Consider the following 13,221-nt stretch of genomic DNA (forward strand, 5'->3'; position numbering starts at 1 on the left):
ATAATAGTATAAAATTCTGGATGTTTCGTCGGCATAGGTCAGTACCTTGGTTTAGCGGCGGCGCTCAGGCTCCCCCGCACGACGCACACCTCACGTCATTCGCGTCGGTCACGCTCACCTCACGTCATTCGCGTCGGTCACGCTCACCTCACGTCATTCGCGCTCCCCACGTGTCGGTCACGCTCACCTCACGTCATTCGCGCTCCCCACGTGTCGATCACGCTACCCTCGCGTCCCGTCTGCGAAGGGGGCGATGACCATCTGGGTCGGTTCGTCGTACTCGAACGTGGCGATGCACTCGACGACGGTCCGCCGTTCCGCCTCGTGTGTGACCGTCTGGTCGGGGCCACCGTGGTCGATGACCGTCGTGGCGGACGACGCGGTCACCTGGAACGCGTAGCGGCCGGGCGAGAGGTCGGCGTCGACGGCGACGTGCTGGCGGTCGTCGTCGTTCGCCGTCGGGTAGGTCGCCGTCGAGAGCGTCCACGTGTGAGTCGCCCCGGCTTCGAGCTCACTGCGCGGCAGGTAGGTGGCGTCGGGCGCGACGTGCGTCCAGCCGTCGTCGGACTCGCGCCGGAGGCGCCAGCCGGCCGGGTTGAACTCGACCGTCCCGCCGCTGCGGTTGTGGAGCGTGAACGACACCGCGTCCGGTTTCGCATCCGCGGGTTCCACCGCAAACGTCCGCGAACTCGGTTCGAGGAAGACCGGTGTCGACGAGTCGACGGACCGGAAGCAGACCGTCTCGTCGGCGCCCTCGGAGAAGGAGGGACATCCGCCGGACTCGCCGCCTGGCGTCGCGCTACCAGTCGCCCCGTCGCCGGAACCTCCGGTGGTCGTACCGTTCGCACCGCTGGAGTCGCCTGGTGCGTCGCCGGCGTCCGCAACCAGTCCGAGACACCCCGACACGAGCGTGATACCGCTTCCGAGCGTCGCGAGGAGGGCACGTCGCTTCATAGGAGAGACGACGGACGGGAGTGATAAAGGCCTTGAGTGGACTGAAATCAGTGTTTGAGTGAAGCAGTCGTTCGAGTTCGGTTCGAGCGACCGGCCGTTCTGGCTCCCCGCCGGTACCGGTTGCGCGTTCTGGAGTCCTGCTGGTACCGGTTGCGAAACGTCCTCAAGCAGAGCGCGGTCGCCGGTTCGTGGAACCCGAAGCAGTCGCGTGGCGTTCCGGGACGTCTGCTGTCGCGACGCGATCGCTCGCTCAGAGCCGGATGGCGTACAGGATGCTAAGCAGGCCGAGTATCTGGAACGTCTGGCTGAGCACTCCCGCGAGCATCCGGTTCATGCCGAAACTGTAGAACCCGATGGCGAGGACGGCGGGGATCCCGAGGACGAGTACGAACCCGACCGAGATGAACAGCATCGGTCTGCTGTCGTTGCGGCGGTACCCCTGGTACGCGTAGTAGCTGATGGCGAGTCCGAGCCCGACGCTCACGATCTGTGTAAGGAACACGGTGACGCGCAGGGGGTTCCGTCCGAGTGCGGAGAGGTCGACCATCGGTATCACATCTCCTCGACGAGGCGAGTGAACCGGTCCGCCTTCGTCTCCGTTCGTTCGATCCGGAACGAGAACGAATCACCGGTCAGTTCGACGGTCAACCGCTCCAGGTTCGGTTCGTACACCTTGTGGTGGTGGCCGTCGTCGTCGAGGCGCGTCCGTTCCGTGACGAGCGCACACCCGCTCAGTCTGTCGAGTCTCCGGTAGACGGTCGCCTCCGACGTGCCACATCGGTCGCTGAGTTCGTTCGCTGACATGGGTTCCACGTTCGTCTCGGTGAGTATCGTGCGGGCCACCTCGTCCTCCAGGAGCGCAGCGACGTCCTGCAGTTCGCAGTCTTCACTCACCGTACCGTCCTATCACTGTGGTGGGGTATTTAAAGTAATGCCACCGTTGCAGAACCTGCAACTGTGGGTGGACGGCTTTTACCGATACGTCAGAAGTGGCGAGTAGGATGTCTGACTGCCACCTCGGTGTCGGCGCTCGACGGTCCGTGGAGGGTCGTCGAGCGGCGGTGCCGACCGCCCCCGGCAGTAGAGGTTCCCGCGACGGTCGGGGCGGCGCGTCGTCGCCGTCCATCCGCGGTCGAAACGACCGGGCTAGCTCGCCCGACTGCGACGCCCACGGGAGGCGACGATGAAGCAACTCGGTCGCCTGCTCGACTTCGTCACGGACCACAGTCGCATCACCATCGCGGTGATGCTGGTGCTGACGCTCGCGGTCGGGAGCGGCGTGACGATGATGCGCGGCCCCGCCGAGACGAACCTGGCGGAGAACACGGTCGAGCAGAAGAAGCTCAACTACATCCAGGAGCACTACGACGTCGGGAACGAGAACACGACGACGCTTCAGGTGTACGTGAGACGCGAAGACGGCAACGTCCTCTCGAAGAAGTCGCTGCTGCGGTCGCTGCGCTACCAGCGCGAGGTTCGGTCGAACGGCACGTTCGACGACGCGCTGGTCGACGGCCGGGCCACGACGGGCGTCTCGAACCTCGTCGCTACCCGCCTGGCGGGCACCCGTGACGCGAGGCTCGACCAGCAGATCAGCGCGCTCGAAGCGGCGAACGCGTCGACGGTGAACGCGACGGTCGGTGCCGTGCTCGCGCCAGGGAGCGAGGCTCTCGCGCTACTCCCGTCGTCCTACGAGCCCGGCACGACTCACGCTACCGGGCGACGAATCGTCTTCAGTCTCGACGCCTCGGGTGACGAGACAGCCGCTGGAGACCGCATCGCAACCGCCCAGCAGGTGGCGTACGACGCACTGCAGCCGCACGACGGTGCCTACTTCATGCTCGACGGCCCGGCGGTCCAGGACGTCAACGAGCAGATCGTCGACGACTCGCTGCAGATCGTCGGGCCGTTCGCGCTCCTGTTCGTGCTCGTCGCGCTGGCGCTCGCCTACCGCGACCTCGTCGACGTCGTCGTCGGCGCGGTGGGAATCGTGCTGACGCTCGTGTGGATGTTCGGCCTCATCGGCTGGCTCGACGTACCCTTCGGCCAGGCCGGCATCATCGCGCCCATCCTCATCATCGGGCTCTCCATCGACTACGCGCTGCACGTCTTCATGCGGTACCGCGAGCGGCGTGGCACCGGCGAAGCCGACGACCCCGGACTCCGCCGCTCGATGCGCGTCGCCATCGGTAGCGTCGGTGCCGCGCTCGCGCTCGTCACCGTCACGACGGCCATCGGCTTCCTCTCGAACCTGACGAACTCGCTCGCGACCATCCGGAGCCTGAGCGTCGCGACCAGCGTCGGTGTCGTGGCCGCGCTCGCGGTGTTCCTGACGCTCGTCCCCGCGCTCAAGGTGGAGATCGACGCGCTGCTCGAACGGTACGGCTTCGACCGCCGGAAGCGCGCGTTCGGCGTCGGCGGCGGCCTCGTCAACCGGTTCCTCTCCGTCGGCGCGAACGCCGCCCGCGTCGCGCCCGTGCTCGTCATCCTCGCCGCTCTCATCGTCGGTAGCGTCGGCGTCTACGGCGGCACGCAGCTCGACACGGAGACGAGCAACACCGTCGGTGAACCGGCGCAGTGGAAGCAGGACCTGCCCGAGCCCCTCGGCGTCGGGGAGTACCGGTTCATCCGCAACATGAACTACGTCCAGGACAGCTACCGCGTCACCGGCGCGAACTACAATCCGTCGCAGCTGCTGGTCGAGGGCGACGTGACGCAGGACGGGACGCTGGAGTGGGTCGCCAGCGCCGGCGAGACGGCGACGGAGAGCGACGTCGCCTACCGGCAGGGCGACGGCACCGTCCCGTACACGGGACCGGTGACGGTGATGCAGTCGGTCGCCGAGCGCGACGCGGCGTTCCGGCAGAAGTTCCAGAATGCCGACACCGACGGCGACGGCGTGCCGGACCGCAACCTGAAGGCGGTGTACGACGCGCTGTACGCGGTCGCGCCCCAGCAGGCGGCGTCGGTCGTCGAGCGAACCGACGGCGAGTACCGCTCGCTGCGCTTCGTCGTCCCGACCAGTCAGCGGGCGGACCCCTCGACGGTGGCGACGACGATGCGCGACGCTGCAGCGGAGGTCGAGACGGCGTCGGCCGACACGCTCACTGCCACCGCGACCGGCAACGACCTCATCTGGGACGTGAAGAGCCAGCAGATCATCGATAATCTGCTCCAGACGCTGCTGGTCTCGCTCGCCGCCATCGCGGCGCTGCTGGCGATCGTCTCCCGGCTGACGTCCGGCAGCGCCTCGCGCGGCCTCGTGACCACCGTCCCCATCGTGCTCGTCCTGGCGTTCGTCGCCGGCAGCATGTGGGCGCTCGACGTGCCGCTGACGATGTTCACGACGCTGATGTCCAGCCTCGCCATCGGGCTCGGCATCGACTACAGCATCCACGTCAGCGAGCGCTTCGCCGAGGAACTGGAGCGCAGCGGCAACGCCTTCACAGCCGTTGACAGTGCCGTGACCGGCACCGGCGGTGCCCTGCTCGGCAGCACCATGACGACGGCGGGCGCGTTCGGCACGATGTCGCTGGCCATCATCCCGCAGCTTCGCCAGCTCGGCATCATGGTCGGGCTCGCGCTGGTCTACTCGTTCGTCGCGAGCGTCTTCGTCCTCCCGAGCCTGCTCGTCCTCTGGTCTCGCTGGTTCGGCCCCGACGTCGACGCGTCCTCGACGGCGCGCGACGCCGACGCCTCGGAGTCGCTCGACTGACCGCCCCGTCTTCGGCTCTCCCCTGACTGACCGCCCCGTCTTCGGCTCTCCCCTCGTCCGTTCTCTCCTCGTCCGTTCTCACCTCGCTCACACCTCGTTCGAACTGTCGCCTGCGCAGTCACCGCTCGTCTCGCGGTTCCGCGGTCACGACGCTCGTTGTCGGCCAACGGGGAACGAGACGGAGTGCGGGGCTCAGTCGTCGCCGAAGACGACCTGTGCCGCGGAGAGGAGTGCGAACGCGGCGACGACCACCGCGCCCCACTCGCCGGTCCGGAGGACTGTCGCGGGCGGGACGCCGAGCCAGGAGGCGAGGACGACGAACGCGCTCACGACCGTGGTCCGTCTGTAGTAGTCGAGCCACGGCGACGCCTGCTCGTCGCCGCTTTCCTCGTCCTCCGTGGCTCCCTCGTCGTCCTCGGGTGCGTCTAGGTACGGATCGAACTGCTCGGCCACGGGACCGCGCTCGACGATGCCGCGACCCTTCTCGTACTCGATGATGCCCTCCTCGGCGAGCTTCGGTAGATGAGACTGGTAGAGCGCGATGTAGACCCGCTGTCGTTCGTCCGAGGAAAGTTCCGCAACCGTCGTGTCGTTTTCCCAGGCGGCGACCTGTTCGGCCAGCGTGCGCATCTCGACCGGCCCCTCGTTGTCCTTCAGGTAGCGAAGCGCGTCGCGGCGGCGCTGTGTCTGGAGGATGTGGAAGATCTTGTCGCGTGGCAGTGCCGGTACCGACTCCCCCGCGTCTTCCATCCCCTGCGACTGGGGCGAATCCGACGCCGCGCTCATGGTTCGCCCGGGTTCGGTCCTGTTTCCCGCCCGGGTTGGCAGTTCAAGCCCGGCTTACCGACTGTCGCCTGTCCGTCGCGCGCCAGCCGGCGCGGTAATTTCTCGTTACGTTGCTCGCGTGCCATGCGATTCAATATTATTGGACCATTTTAAAAAGGTGGTGGCTCTGTCTCGAACATAAAGCGACGTCACCACCGGAGGACCCCTCCTGTCGAAGCGGTGCCGCGTCGATCCTCGGCTCCCGGTTCTGTCCCGTCACCCAGTTATTAATACCGGGAAATCCCACGTTACTGCGGATGACGAACTTCGACCGGACGGAGTACCGACGCGTGGTGCGCCGCCTCGCCGGCGACGTGGACGCGCGCGTCGAGGACGGGATGAGCGTCCGTGCCGCGCTGTATCGCTCGGTGGGGGAGTGCATCGTGGACCTCTGGAACCACGACACGTCGCTGCGTGTCTGCGAACTCTCCGAGAAGGACCCCGAGATCGAGATCGTGAACGAGATCATCACCGGCGACGAGACCGACACGCACGCGGACCACGAACTGTTCGTCCGGGCGATGGCGTTCTCGGTGCTCTCCCAGGACGTCCGGGAGGCGTTTGAGAACATGGTCACCGTGAACGCGGAGACCATGGACCCGGGCGCGCTCCAGGAGTAGTGCGGACGCCGTTCCACGGCGGCGGCGGTCGGACGCCAGGGTTTCAGGGGTCGGACGCCAGGTTTACTCCCGCCGGGCGCGTACACGGGGCCATGTCCGTCGACACCCCCGAGAAGGACGCGTTCACGGAATGTGCCAACTGCGGCAATCTCGTCGACCTGTCCGAGAGCCACCCGCGGGTGATGGTTCGCCACGAAACGACGGCCAACGATTCTCAGACGGACGAACTCCACTTCTGTAGCGAGGACTGTCTCGACGAGTGGACCGGCCCGTACCCCAGGTGACGACCGCGGACCGGACGTCACCAGCGGGGTCGGTCACTCGAAGGACACCGACAGCGCCGCCGCCGGGTTGGTCGGTCCCCGGACGTAGCGGACCGTCTCGCCGCGCTCGACCGCGAACGCGCCGACGGTGACGACCAGTCGACCGGCGTCGGTGGTGCCGCGCAGCACCGGGCCACGACTCGCGACCACGACGTACGGCGGCGCGGCGACCGGCGACGCAGCGAGGGAGTGCTCAGTCGCCGCCACGGCGTCCGCGAGCAGTTCGGGCAGGCGCTGGAGCAGGTCCGCCTCGCGCAAGCGCCGTTCGAGGGGGTCGACCACGGCCGCGCGGTCGGTCGCGGCCGCGCCGTCCCACGACGCCGCCACGTCGTCGGCGCAGCGGAGGACGGCGGCCACCGTCTCGCCGTGGTCGTCGAGGAGTCGCTCGCGGGCGGCCGCCACGGTCCGTCGGGTCTCGTCGGGCATCGGTGGAACGCGACAGCGCCGACGACAAAACCGTATCGCTCGCCCTGGCGGTCTCGCCAAACTTTCAGGTTTGGTTTCGCGGAGCGGAGAGAACGTTTACACCGTACATCGACGCAATGGATGCCGTATGAAGGAATTGCTCTCCCGCGTCGGCATCGGTGCCGCCACAGTCGACACAGTCCTCCCCACGACCACGCTGACGGCCGGCGAGTCCGTCGAGGCCGAGGTCCACGTCGAAGGTGGTTCGGCGGAACAGGAGGTCGACGAGATATACTTCGCGCTGCTGACCCGCTACGAGACCGACGACAGCAAGCGGACGGGCGTCGTCGACAAGTTCCGCGTCGCCGAGTCGTTCACCGTCGAGGAGGGCGAAGAGCGTACCTTCGACGTGACCGTCGACGTCCCCCGCGACACCCCTGTCACGGTCGGGCGGACGAACGTCTAGCTGGAGACCGGCCTCGACATCGACTGGGCGGTCGACCCCGAGGACGAGGATCCGGTGCAGGTCGACCCCGGTCCGCGTCTCGGCCGCGCATTCGACGCGCTGGAGTCGCTGGGCTTCACGGTCCGGACCGCCGAGTGCGAGGCGGTCCCCCGCGGTCTGTTCTCGACCGGTTTCGTCCAGGAGATCGAGTTCGTCCCCCGCGGCGGCCCGTTCTCGGGTCGTCTCGACGAACTCGAGGTCGTCCCGCGACCGGCCGCCGACCACCTCGAACTCGGACTGGAGGTCGACCGCCGCGGCGGCCTGCTCGCGGAGATGGCGGATATCGACGAGCGCCTGACCCGCATCACGGTCACCGACGAGTCGACGGGCGAGATCGAATCGAAACTCGAAGACGAGATCGAGCGCAACCTGTAGGCCTGCTCGCCAGCGACCGGCGCGTTCTCAGTCGTCAGTGGCGGGTGCGGCACCGCCGCCCGCCGTCCGTCCCCCGCTCCAGACGCCGCCGTCGAGGTCGATGGCGTCGTTGTACTTGCCCGCGAGCGCCGACACCGCGAGGTCACCCGTGACGTTGTTCATCGTCGCGATGCGCCCGAGGATGGGGTCGACGCCGGCGACGAATCCCACGATAGTCAGCGGGAGGCCGGCCGCGTTGAGGATGACCGTGAGCATGACGAGGCCAGCGCCGGGCACGCCGGCGGTGCCGACGCTGACGAGGACGACGGTGGCGAGGATGGTCACCTGTTCGGCGATGCCGAGCGGGACGCCGACGAGGTTCGCCGCGAACACGGCCGTGACTGCCTGGCGGATGGCCGCACCGTCCATGTTGATCGTCGCGCCGAGCGGGAGCGAGAAGCCGTAGACGCTCTCGTCGATGCGGAGGTTGTCCCGGGCGTCCGCGATGGTGACCGGGAGCGTGCCGCTGGACGAGCGGATGCTGAACGCGGTCACCATGGCGTCTTTCGCGCCGTCGAGGAAGGCGAGCGGTGACTGCCCGAGCAGGCCGACCGTGATGATGCCGAGGTAGGTGACGGCGATGTGGACGGCGATGGCGAGCGCGATGGTGCCGACGAGCGCCGCCAGCGAGACGATAGAGGAGACGCCGTGTTCGCCGAGCGACGCGGCGACGAGCGCAAACACGCCGACGACGCCGTACTCCATCACGCCCCAGACGATGGCGAACAGCGCCTCGGTGGCGGCCTCGACGGCGCCGAAGATGGTCTCGACGCCCTCCCGGACCGACTCGTCGTCGGTCGTGTCGCGGACGACGGCCAGCGCGAGGCCGAACGCGACGGCGAAGAAGATTGTCGCGAGGAGGTCGCCGCTGGCCATCGCCGACACGGGGTTCGCCGGGACGATGCCGAGGACGACCTTCGCCAGCGACGGCGCCTCGGCCGACTGGGCCTCGCCGCCGGTGAAGGCGACGCCGGTTCCGGGGTTGACGAGGTTCGCCACCGCGAGGCCGACGACGCCGGCGGCCGCCGTCGTCGCGACGTAGAGGCCGACGACGGTGCCGCCCACCCGACCCAGTCGCGACGGTGAGAGCTTCTGCATCCCGCCGAGCAGGCTGAATACGACGATGGGGACGACCAGCATCTGCAGCAACCGGAGGAAGAGGTCCCCGAGCGGCCGCAGTTGCGTCGCCGGTTGGCCGACGACCACGCCGACCAGCGCGCCGAGCAGGAACCCGGCCGAGATGCGATAGACGATCGGTATCGAACGGTACCCGCGCCACGTGCGTTGCACCGGCCCTTTCATCGTGTTCTCCCGTTCTCACCGGGTGGTTCAACCGCTGTCGGCAGCGTCTACATCCGCCGGTACTCCGGACGCCGCGACGAGGTGGTACTTGCCCGTCGTCCGTCGCGTGCGGGCCGCGGGACCGGAGATACCGGTTCGTCGGCCGTCATCGGTCGGCGCGAGCGTCTCCGAGTCCACGCACGGACGCCCTTCGTTCCGCAGCTCTTGCGGCAAAACGTGGCGGCGCGCAGGTCGGGCATCACCGCTTCGGGTCGCGGCGGGGTCCGCGCGGGCGAGCCGGCGGTTCCGGCGAACCCCTCGTCCGCCGAGAGAGTCAAAAGTAAGGAGGACGTACCCTGAAACGTGACCGACGACGCCGACCTTCCGACGGAGGAGACGGACCCTGTCGACCGCCCCATCGAGGCCGCGGACGGCGAGGAACTCGACGCCCTCGTCGAGCGCCACGACCTCGTGCTGGCCGAGTTCTACACGAAAGGGTGTGCCGTCTGCCAGTCCATCGAACCGATACTCACGAACGTCGCCCGCGTGACGGACGCGACGGTCGTCCCCATCAACCCCGGCGACGACCTGGACCTCGTCGACCGGTTCGACATCCGCGGCGTGCCGACGCTGCTCCTCTTCGAGGAGGGCGAGGAGGTCGCGCGCATGGCGAGCGGGTTCCAGGAGACCGAAGCCGTCGTCGCGTTCGTGGAGGAGCGCGGCCAGACTGACGCGGCGGCCTGACGCGACGGCCTGACGCGACGGCCCGGGGCTTCGTTCCGAGTCACCGTCCCGAATCACCGCTCCGGGACTCTGCGTCCGGTGGCCACCATCGCAGGACTTCGGGCGAAATGGCCGATTACGGGGCCGAAACGGGGGAGTACGTCCCGACTACGACAGGCAAAAGGCCTATAAAATAGTGGCTTCGAGTGTTCGGTACAGATGGTAGTCGAAACGATTCCGCTGTTCGGGCCGGTGCCGGGTGGGATGGAGCTGGCAGTGATACTGCTGATCGCCGTCCTCCTGTTCGGTGCGAACAAGATTCCGAAGCTCGCCCGCTCGACGGGCGAGGCGATGGGCGAGTTCAAGAAAGGCCGACAGGAAGTCGAAGAGGAGCTGGCGGAGATGCAGGAGTCCGACGCCGACTCGACGAACGCCGCCGTCGAGACCGAGACCTCGGACTCCGCCTGAACCGACGACCCGGCCCGACCCTTCTTTCGGACGTGACGACCGACCAGCGGCGAGTGTCCCTCGACAGTCTCTCTACTCCTCGGGCCGCGGACAGTCGTAGGTGTCCCGGACGGTGTCGGCCAGCATCGATTCCTTCCGGAGGACGATGTAGACGACGACGCAGGGCAGGTCGGCGGGCCTGAGGACGAACACCTCCTGGGGGTCGTCGACGCCCTCCGCGGCGCGTTCGATGAGCGGGTCAAGCGGTCGAACGCCCGAGCGGAACTCCTCGAACAGGTCGCGCTCGCCGCCCTGCTCGGCGAAGGCGTACAGCGCGCCGTTGACGTCGCCGTCGGTGCCCTGGGTCACGTCCGAGGCGATGCCCTCGGTGCGGGCCTCGCGGCAGGCCTCCGTCGCCGCCTCGAAGAGGTTCGTCGCGTCGTCGGCGAACGCGAACAGGGTGCGCTCGCGGACCGAGCACTCCGCGATCGTCGGCTCGTCGTCGACCCACTCCAGCGTCGCGTCGACCAGGTAGCCGGGCAGGAGTCGCCTTCCGGTGGCGTCGCTCTCCCCGTCCCGGTCCCCGTCCGCACCGTCGTCCGCGTCCCGGTCCCCGTCCGCGCTGTCGTCTGCCGTGGACCCCTCGCCGTTCGTCGTCGCCTCCCCGACCGTGACGTAGGTCGGGTCGTGGCTATCGACGTCCAGCAGCAGGCGTTCGTCCGCGGCGCGGGGGCTGTCGAGGACGCGGAAGGTTCCGCTCGTCGTCGGATGCACGTCGGAGGGTTCGCTCCGCTGGAGGAAAGCCTTGCGGACCACAACGGAAAAGTCGCTCACGAGTGAATATCGTGCTATGACCGACCACACGAACGACGCCGACACCGGTGACGGTGGCGGCTCACGGCTGCGAACGCTGCTGCTGCTCGGGGTCTCGTTCCTCGCTGGCTACCTCGCCGGCCGCGGGAAGCGCGCGGACGTGGAGATCGCGGCGGACCTGGAGGCGGTGCCGCCGGGCGAGGCCGAACCGATGGAGATCGAGATAGAGGGATCGGAGACGGGCGGCGCCGCGTCCGTCGAGGTCGAGGGCTCTGAGACCGGGGAGTCGGAGGCGGCGGACCTCGAGGAGGCGGCCGAGTCGGCGGAGGAATCGACCGGAGCGGAGGAGGGAACGGAGTCGGAAGCGGAAACGGAGGAAGCGGCGGGGGAGGAAGCGGAGAGCGACGAGACCGAAGACGAAAGCTGATCAGAACCCGGCGACGGTGCCGTCCTTGCGGGGTTCGGTCGCGCCCGAGAGCACGCCGTCCTCGTTCCTGACTATCTGTGCGCCGCCGAACATCGTCGGCGCGAGCACGCGGACGTCGTGGCCCATCCGGGTGAGCTTCGTCGTCAGGTTCCCGTCCATCCGCCCCTCGACGGCGAGCGCGCCGTCCTCGCGGTAGCGCCACCGCGGCCGGTCGAGCGCCGCCTGTAGCGGCAGGTCGTAGTCGACGACGTTCGAGACGACCTGGACGTGGCCCTGCGGCTGCATGTACCCGCCCATGACGCCGAAGGCGGTCCAGTCGTCGGTGGCGTCGTCGTTCGGCGCGAGATTCGCGACGCCCGGGATGAGGGTGTGGAACGGGCGCTTGCCGGGTTCGAGGCGGTTGGGGTGGTCGGGGTCGAGCGAGAACGACGACCCGCGGTTCTGGAGTGCGATGCCGGTGTCGCCCGCGACGAGGCCGGAACCGAAGCCGGCGAACCGCGAGTTGATGTAGGAGACGACGTTCCCCTCGTCGTCGGCGACGCAGAGCAGGACCGTGTCGGCGTCCTCGGCGTGGGCGTCGGGGACGCCGAAGGTGACGTCGCTCGCCGTGTCGTCGACGTCGGCCGCCCGCTTCTCCGCCCAGGATTCGGCGGCGAGCGGCGGGATCTCCTCGTACTCGGGGTCGGTGATGTAGCGGTGGCCGTCGTGGAACGCGCGCTTGGTCGCCTCGGCGAAGTAGTGGACGCGCTCGGGGGAGTCGAGCGGCTGGTCGCCGGCACCGATCTCCTCGGCGATGTTGAGCGCCTCCAGCGCGACGAGGCCCTGGTTGTTCGGCGGGAGCTCGTACACCTCCGTCCCGTTGTAGGTCGTGGAGACGGGGTCGGGGAACTCCGGTTCGAAGGCGGCGAGGTCGTCCATCGAGAGGAACCCGCCCTTCGACTGCACCTCGTCGACGATCTGCTCGCCGATTCCGCCCTCGTAGACCACGTCGGCGCCCTGCTCGGCGATCTTCTGCATGCTCTCGCCGAGCCGTGGGAGCGTCGCCCGTTCGCCGACGTCGGGGGCACTGCCGTCCTGGAGGTACGCCTCGCGGGCGTTGTCGTCGGTGAAGATGTCCTCGGCGCCCTTCCAGTAGTGGGCGATGAGCTCCGAGACGGGGAACCCCTCGGTCGCGTACCGGATGGCGGGTTCGAGCGCGTCCGCGAGCGATCCCCGCCCCAGGCGGTCGACGGTCGCCTCCCAGCCGCGTGCGGTCCCGGGGACGGTGACGGTGTGGGGGCCGAGGAAGGGCATCCCGAGGTCGTCGGCGTCGTCGTCGCCGTCGACGGCGTACCCGCGGTTCTCGGGGTACCAGTCGGCGACGTCGTCGCGCTCCGCTATCGCGTCGCGGACGTTCTCGATGGTCGCGTCGGCGGGCGCGCCGCCACAGGAGCGCATCGCACCGACGTCGCCGTCGGCGGTGCGGTACAGTGCGAACACGTCGCCGCCGAGGCCGGTGCTCGTCGGTTCGACGACGTTGAGCGCGGCGGCGGTCGCGACGGCGGCGTCGAAGGCGTTGCCCCCGTCACGCAGTATCTCGGCGCCGGCTTCGGCGGCGAGCGGTTGGCTGGTGGCGACGACGCCGTTCGGCGCGTACACCGTCGAGCGCCGGGACGTGAAACGGTCCAGGTCCGGTTTTGGCATACGTTTCCATGCCTCTCTATCGGCCTCAAATATCCACCGAATAGTTCCGGCGACGTCGAGTGGCGTGCCGACGGCTCTCGTGACGG

At 68.5% G+C, this 13,221-nt stretch carries 14 protein-coding genes and 1 pseudogene; 7 read left to right on the top strand and 8 right to left on the bottom strand.

The annotated features are described in order from the left end of the window. Nucleotides 1-222: 222 nt before the first annotated feature. From NKT36_RS15870 to NKT36_RS15880, 3 genes are all read right to left on the bottom strand, one after another. Nucleotides 223-954, bottom strand: a complete 732-nt coding sequence (locus tag NKT36_RS15870) for a hypothetical protein (protein WP_327053758.1) — start codon at nucleotides 952-954, stop codon at nucleotides 223-225. A 250-nt stretch (nucleotides 955-1,204) separates the two neighbouring features. Continuing rightward, a complete protein-coding gene (locus NKT36_RS15875) occupies nucleotides 1,205-1,501 on the bottom strand; it encodes a DUF7521 family protein (protein ID WP_327053759.1) in 297 nt (98 codons plus the stop codon). A gap of 5 nt (nucleotides 1,502-1,506) precedes the next feature. After that, nucleotides 1,507-1,848, bottom strand: a complete 342-nt coding sequence (locus NKT36_RS15880; protein ID WP_327053760.1) for an ArsR/SmtB family transcription factor — start codon at nucleotides 1,846-1,848, stop codon at nucleotides 1,507-1,509. A gap of 289 nt (nucleotides 1,849-2,137) precedes the next feature. Between NKT36_RS15880 and NKT36_RS15885 the strand changes: the two genes are divergently transcribed. Next, nucleotides 2,138-4,669 (top strand): efflux RND transporter permease subunit, encoded by a 2,532-nt coding sequence (locus NKT36_RS15885; protein ID WP_327053761.1) that lies wholly within the window; start codon nucleotides 2,138-2,140, stop codon nucleotides 4,667-4,669. Nucleotides 4,670-4,861: 192 nt separating this feature from the next. Here the strand turns inward: NKT36_RS15885 and NKT36_RS15890 are convergent, their stop codons facing one another. Beyond that, entirely contained in the window at nucleotides 4,862-5,455 is a 594-nt protein-coding gene (locus NKT36_RS15890) for a DUF7344 domain-containing protein (RefSeq protein WP_327053762.1), read from the bottom strand. Between the two features lie 296 nt (nucleotides 5,456-5,751). Between NKT36_RS15890 and NKT36_RS15895 the strand changes: the two genes are divergently transcribed. Then, a complete protein-coding gene (locus NKT36_RS15895) occupies nucleotides 5,752-6,114 on the top strand; it encodes a hypothetical protein (protein ID WP_327053763.1) in 363 nt (120 codons plus the stop codon). Nucleotides 6,115-6,206: 92 nt separating this feature from the next. Further along, a complete protein-coding gene (locus tag NKT36_RS15900; RefSeq protein WP_327053764.1) occupies nucleotides 6,207-6,398 on the top strand; it encodes a DUF7576 family protein in 192 nt (63 codons plus the stop codon). 33 nt (nucleotides 6,399-6,431) lie between these two features. Here the strand turns inward: NKT36_RS15900 and NKT36_RS15905 are convergent, their stop codons facing one another. Next, nucleotides 6,432-6,863: a hypothetical protein gene (locus NKT36_RS15905; protein ID WP_327053765.1), complete on the bottom strand. Its 432-nt coding sequence runs from the start codon at nucleotides 6,861-6,863 to the stop codon at nucleotides 6,432-6,434. 127 nt (nucleotides 6,864-6,990) lie between these two features. Between NKT36_RS15905 and NKT36_RS15910 the strand changes: the two are divergent. Next, nucleotides 6,991-7,722, top strand: a pseudogene (locus NKT36_RS15910) (sporulation protein). 27 nt (nucleotides 7,723-7,749) lie between these two features. Here the strand turns inward: NKT36_RS15910 and NKT36_RS15915 are convergent. Next, nucleotides 7,750-9,063 (bottom strand): dicarboxylate/amino acid:cation symporter, encoded by a 1,314-nt coding sequence (locus NKT36_RS15915; protein WP_327053766.1) that lies wholly within the window; start codon nucleotides 9,061-9,063, stop codon nucleotides 7,750-7,752. A 342-nt stretch (nucleotides 9,064-9,405) separates the two neighbouring features. Between NKT36_RS15915 and NKT36_RS15920 the strand changes: the two genes are divergently transcribed. Together NKT36_RS15920 and NKT36_RS15925 are read left to right on the top strand one after the other, a co-directional pair. Then, the gene (locus tag NKT36_RS15920) at nucleotides 9,406-9,786 is read left to right on the top strand and encodes a thioredoxin family protein (RefSeq protein WP_407652248.1); all 381 of its coding nucleotides are present in this window, start codon (nucleotides 9,406-9,408) and stop codon (nucleotides 9,784-9,786) included. Between the two features lie 198 nt (nucleotides 9,787-9,984). Further along, the gene (locus NKT36_RS15925; RefSeq protein ID WP_327053767.1) at nucleotides 9,985-10,233 is read left to right on the top strand and encodes a Sec-independent protein translocase subunit TatA/TatB; all 249 of its coding nucleotides are present in this window, start codon (nucleotides 9,985-9,987) and stop codon (nucleotides 10,231-10,233) included. Nucleotides 10,234-10,305: 72 nt separating this feature from the next. On the opposite strand, the gene NKT36_RS15930 is transcribed toward NKT36_RS15925, so the two are convergent. Continuing rightward, nucleotides 10,306-10,986 (bottom strand): DUF6663 family protein, encoded by a 681-nt coding sequence (locus NKT36_RS15930; RefSeq protein WP_327053768.1) that lies wholly within the window; start codon nucleotides 10,984-10,986, stop codon nucleotides 10,306-10,308. Between the two features lie 76 nt (nucleotides 10,987-11,062). Here NKT36_RS15930 and NKT36_RS15935 point away from each other — a divergent pair, with 76 nt between their 5' ends. Next, the gene (locus tag NKT36_RS15935) at nucleotides 11,063-11,452 is read left to right on the top strand and encodes a hypothetical protein (protein ID WP_327053769.1); all 390 of its coding nucleotides are present in this window, start codon (nucleotides 11,063-11,065) and stop codon (nucleotides 11,450-11,452) included. Here the strand turns inward: NKT36_RS15935 and NKT36_RS15940 are convergent, their stop codons facing one another. Continuing rightward, on the bottom strand, nucleotides 11,453-13,135 hold the full coding sequence (locus NKT36_RS15940) for a gamma-glutamyltransferase family protein (protein ID WP_327053770.1): 1,683 nt from the start codon (nucleotides 13,133-13,135) through the stop codon (nucleotides 11,453-11,455). Nucleotides 13,136-13,221 lie beyond the last annotated feature (86 nt).

It is taken from the genome of Halomicrococcus gelatinilyticus (assembly GCA_024227995.1).
Taxonomy (GTDB): domain Archaea; phylum Halobacteriota; class Halobacteria; order Halobacteriales; family Haladaptataceae; genus Halomicrococcus; species Halomicrococcus gelatinilyticus.

Coding starts and splice junctions, on each gene's coding strand:
- NKT36_RS15905 (WP_327053765.1), bottom strand. CDS start 6,863: ATGCCCGACGAGACCCGACGGACCGTGGCGGCCGCCCGCGAGCGACTC.
- NKT36_RS15900 (WP_327053764.1), top strand. CDS start 6,207: ATGTCCGTCGACACCCCCGAGAAGGACGCGTTCACGGAATGTGCCAAC.
- NKT36_RS15890 (WP_327053762.1), bottom strand. CDS start 5,455: ATGAGCGCGGCGTCGGATTCGCCCCAGTCGCAGGGGATGGAAGACGCG.
- NKT36_RS15925 (WP_327053767.1), top strand. CDS start 9,985: ATGGTAGTCGAAACGATTCCGCTGTTCGGGCCGGTGCCGGGTGGGATG.
- NKT36_RS15885 (WP_327053761.1), top strand. CDS start 2,138: ATGAAGCAACTCGGTCGCCTGCTCGACTTCGTCACGGACCACAGTCGC.
- NKT36_RS15870 (WP_327053758.1), bottom strand. CDS start 954: ATGAAGCGACGTGCCCTCCTCGCGACGCTCGGAAGCGGTATCACGCTC.
- NKT36_RS15895 (WP_327053763.1), top strand. CDS start 5,752: ATGACGAACTTCGACCGGACGGAGTACCGACGCGTGGTGCGCCGCCTC.
- NKT36_RS15875 (WP_327053759.1), bottom strand. CDS start 1,501: ATGGTCGACCTCTCCGCACTCGGACGGAACCCCCTGCGCGTCACCGTG.
- NKT36_RS15935 (WP_327053769.1), top strand. CDS start 11,063: ATGACCGACCACACGAACGACGCCGACACCGGTGACGGTGGCGGCTCA.
- NKT36_RS15915 (WP_327053766.1), bottom strand. CDS start 9,063: ATGAAAGGGCCGGTGCAACGCACGTGGCGCGGGTACCGTTCGATACCG.
- NKT36_RS15940 (WP_327053770.1), bottom strand. CDS start 13,135: ATGCCAAAACCGGACCTGGACCGTTTCACGTCCCGGCGCTCGACGGTG.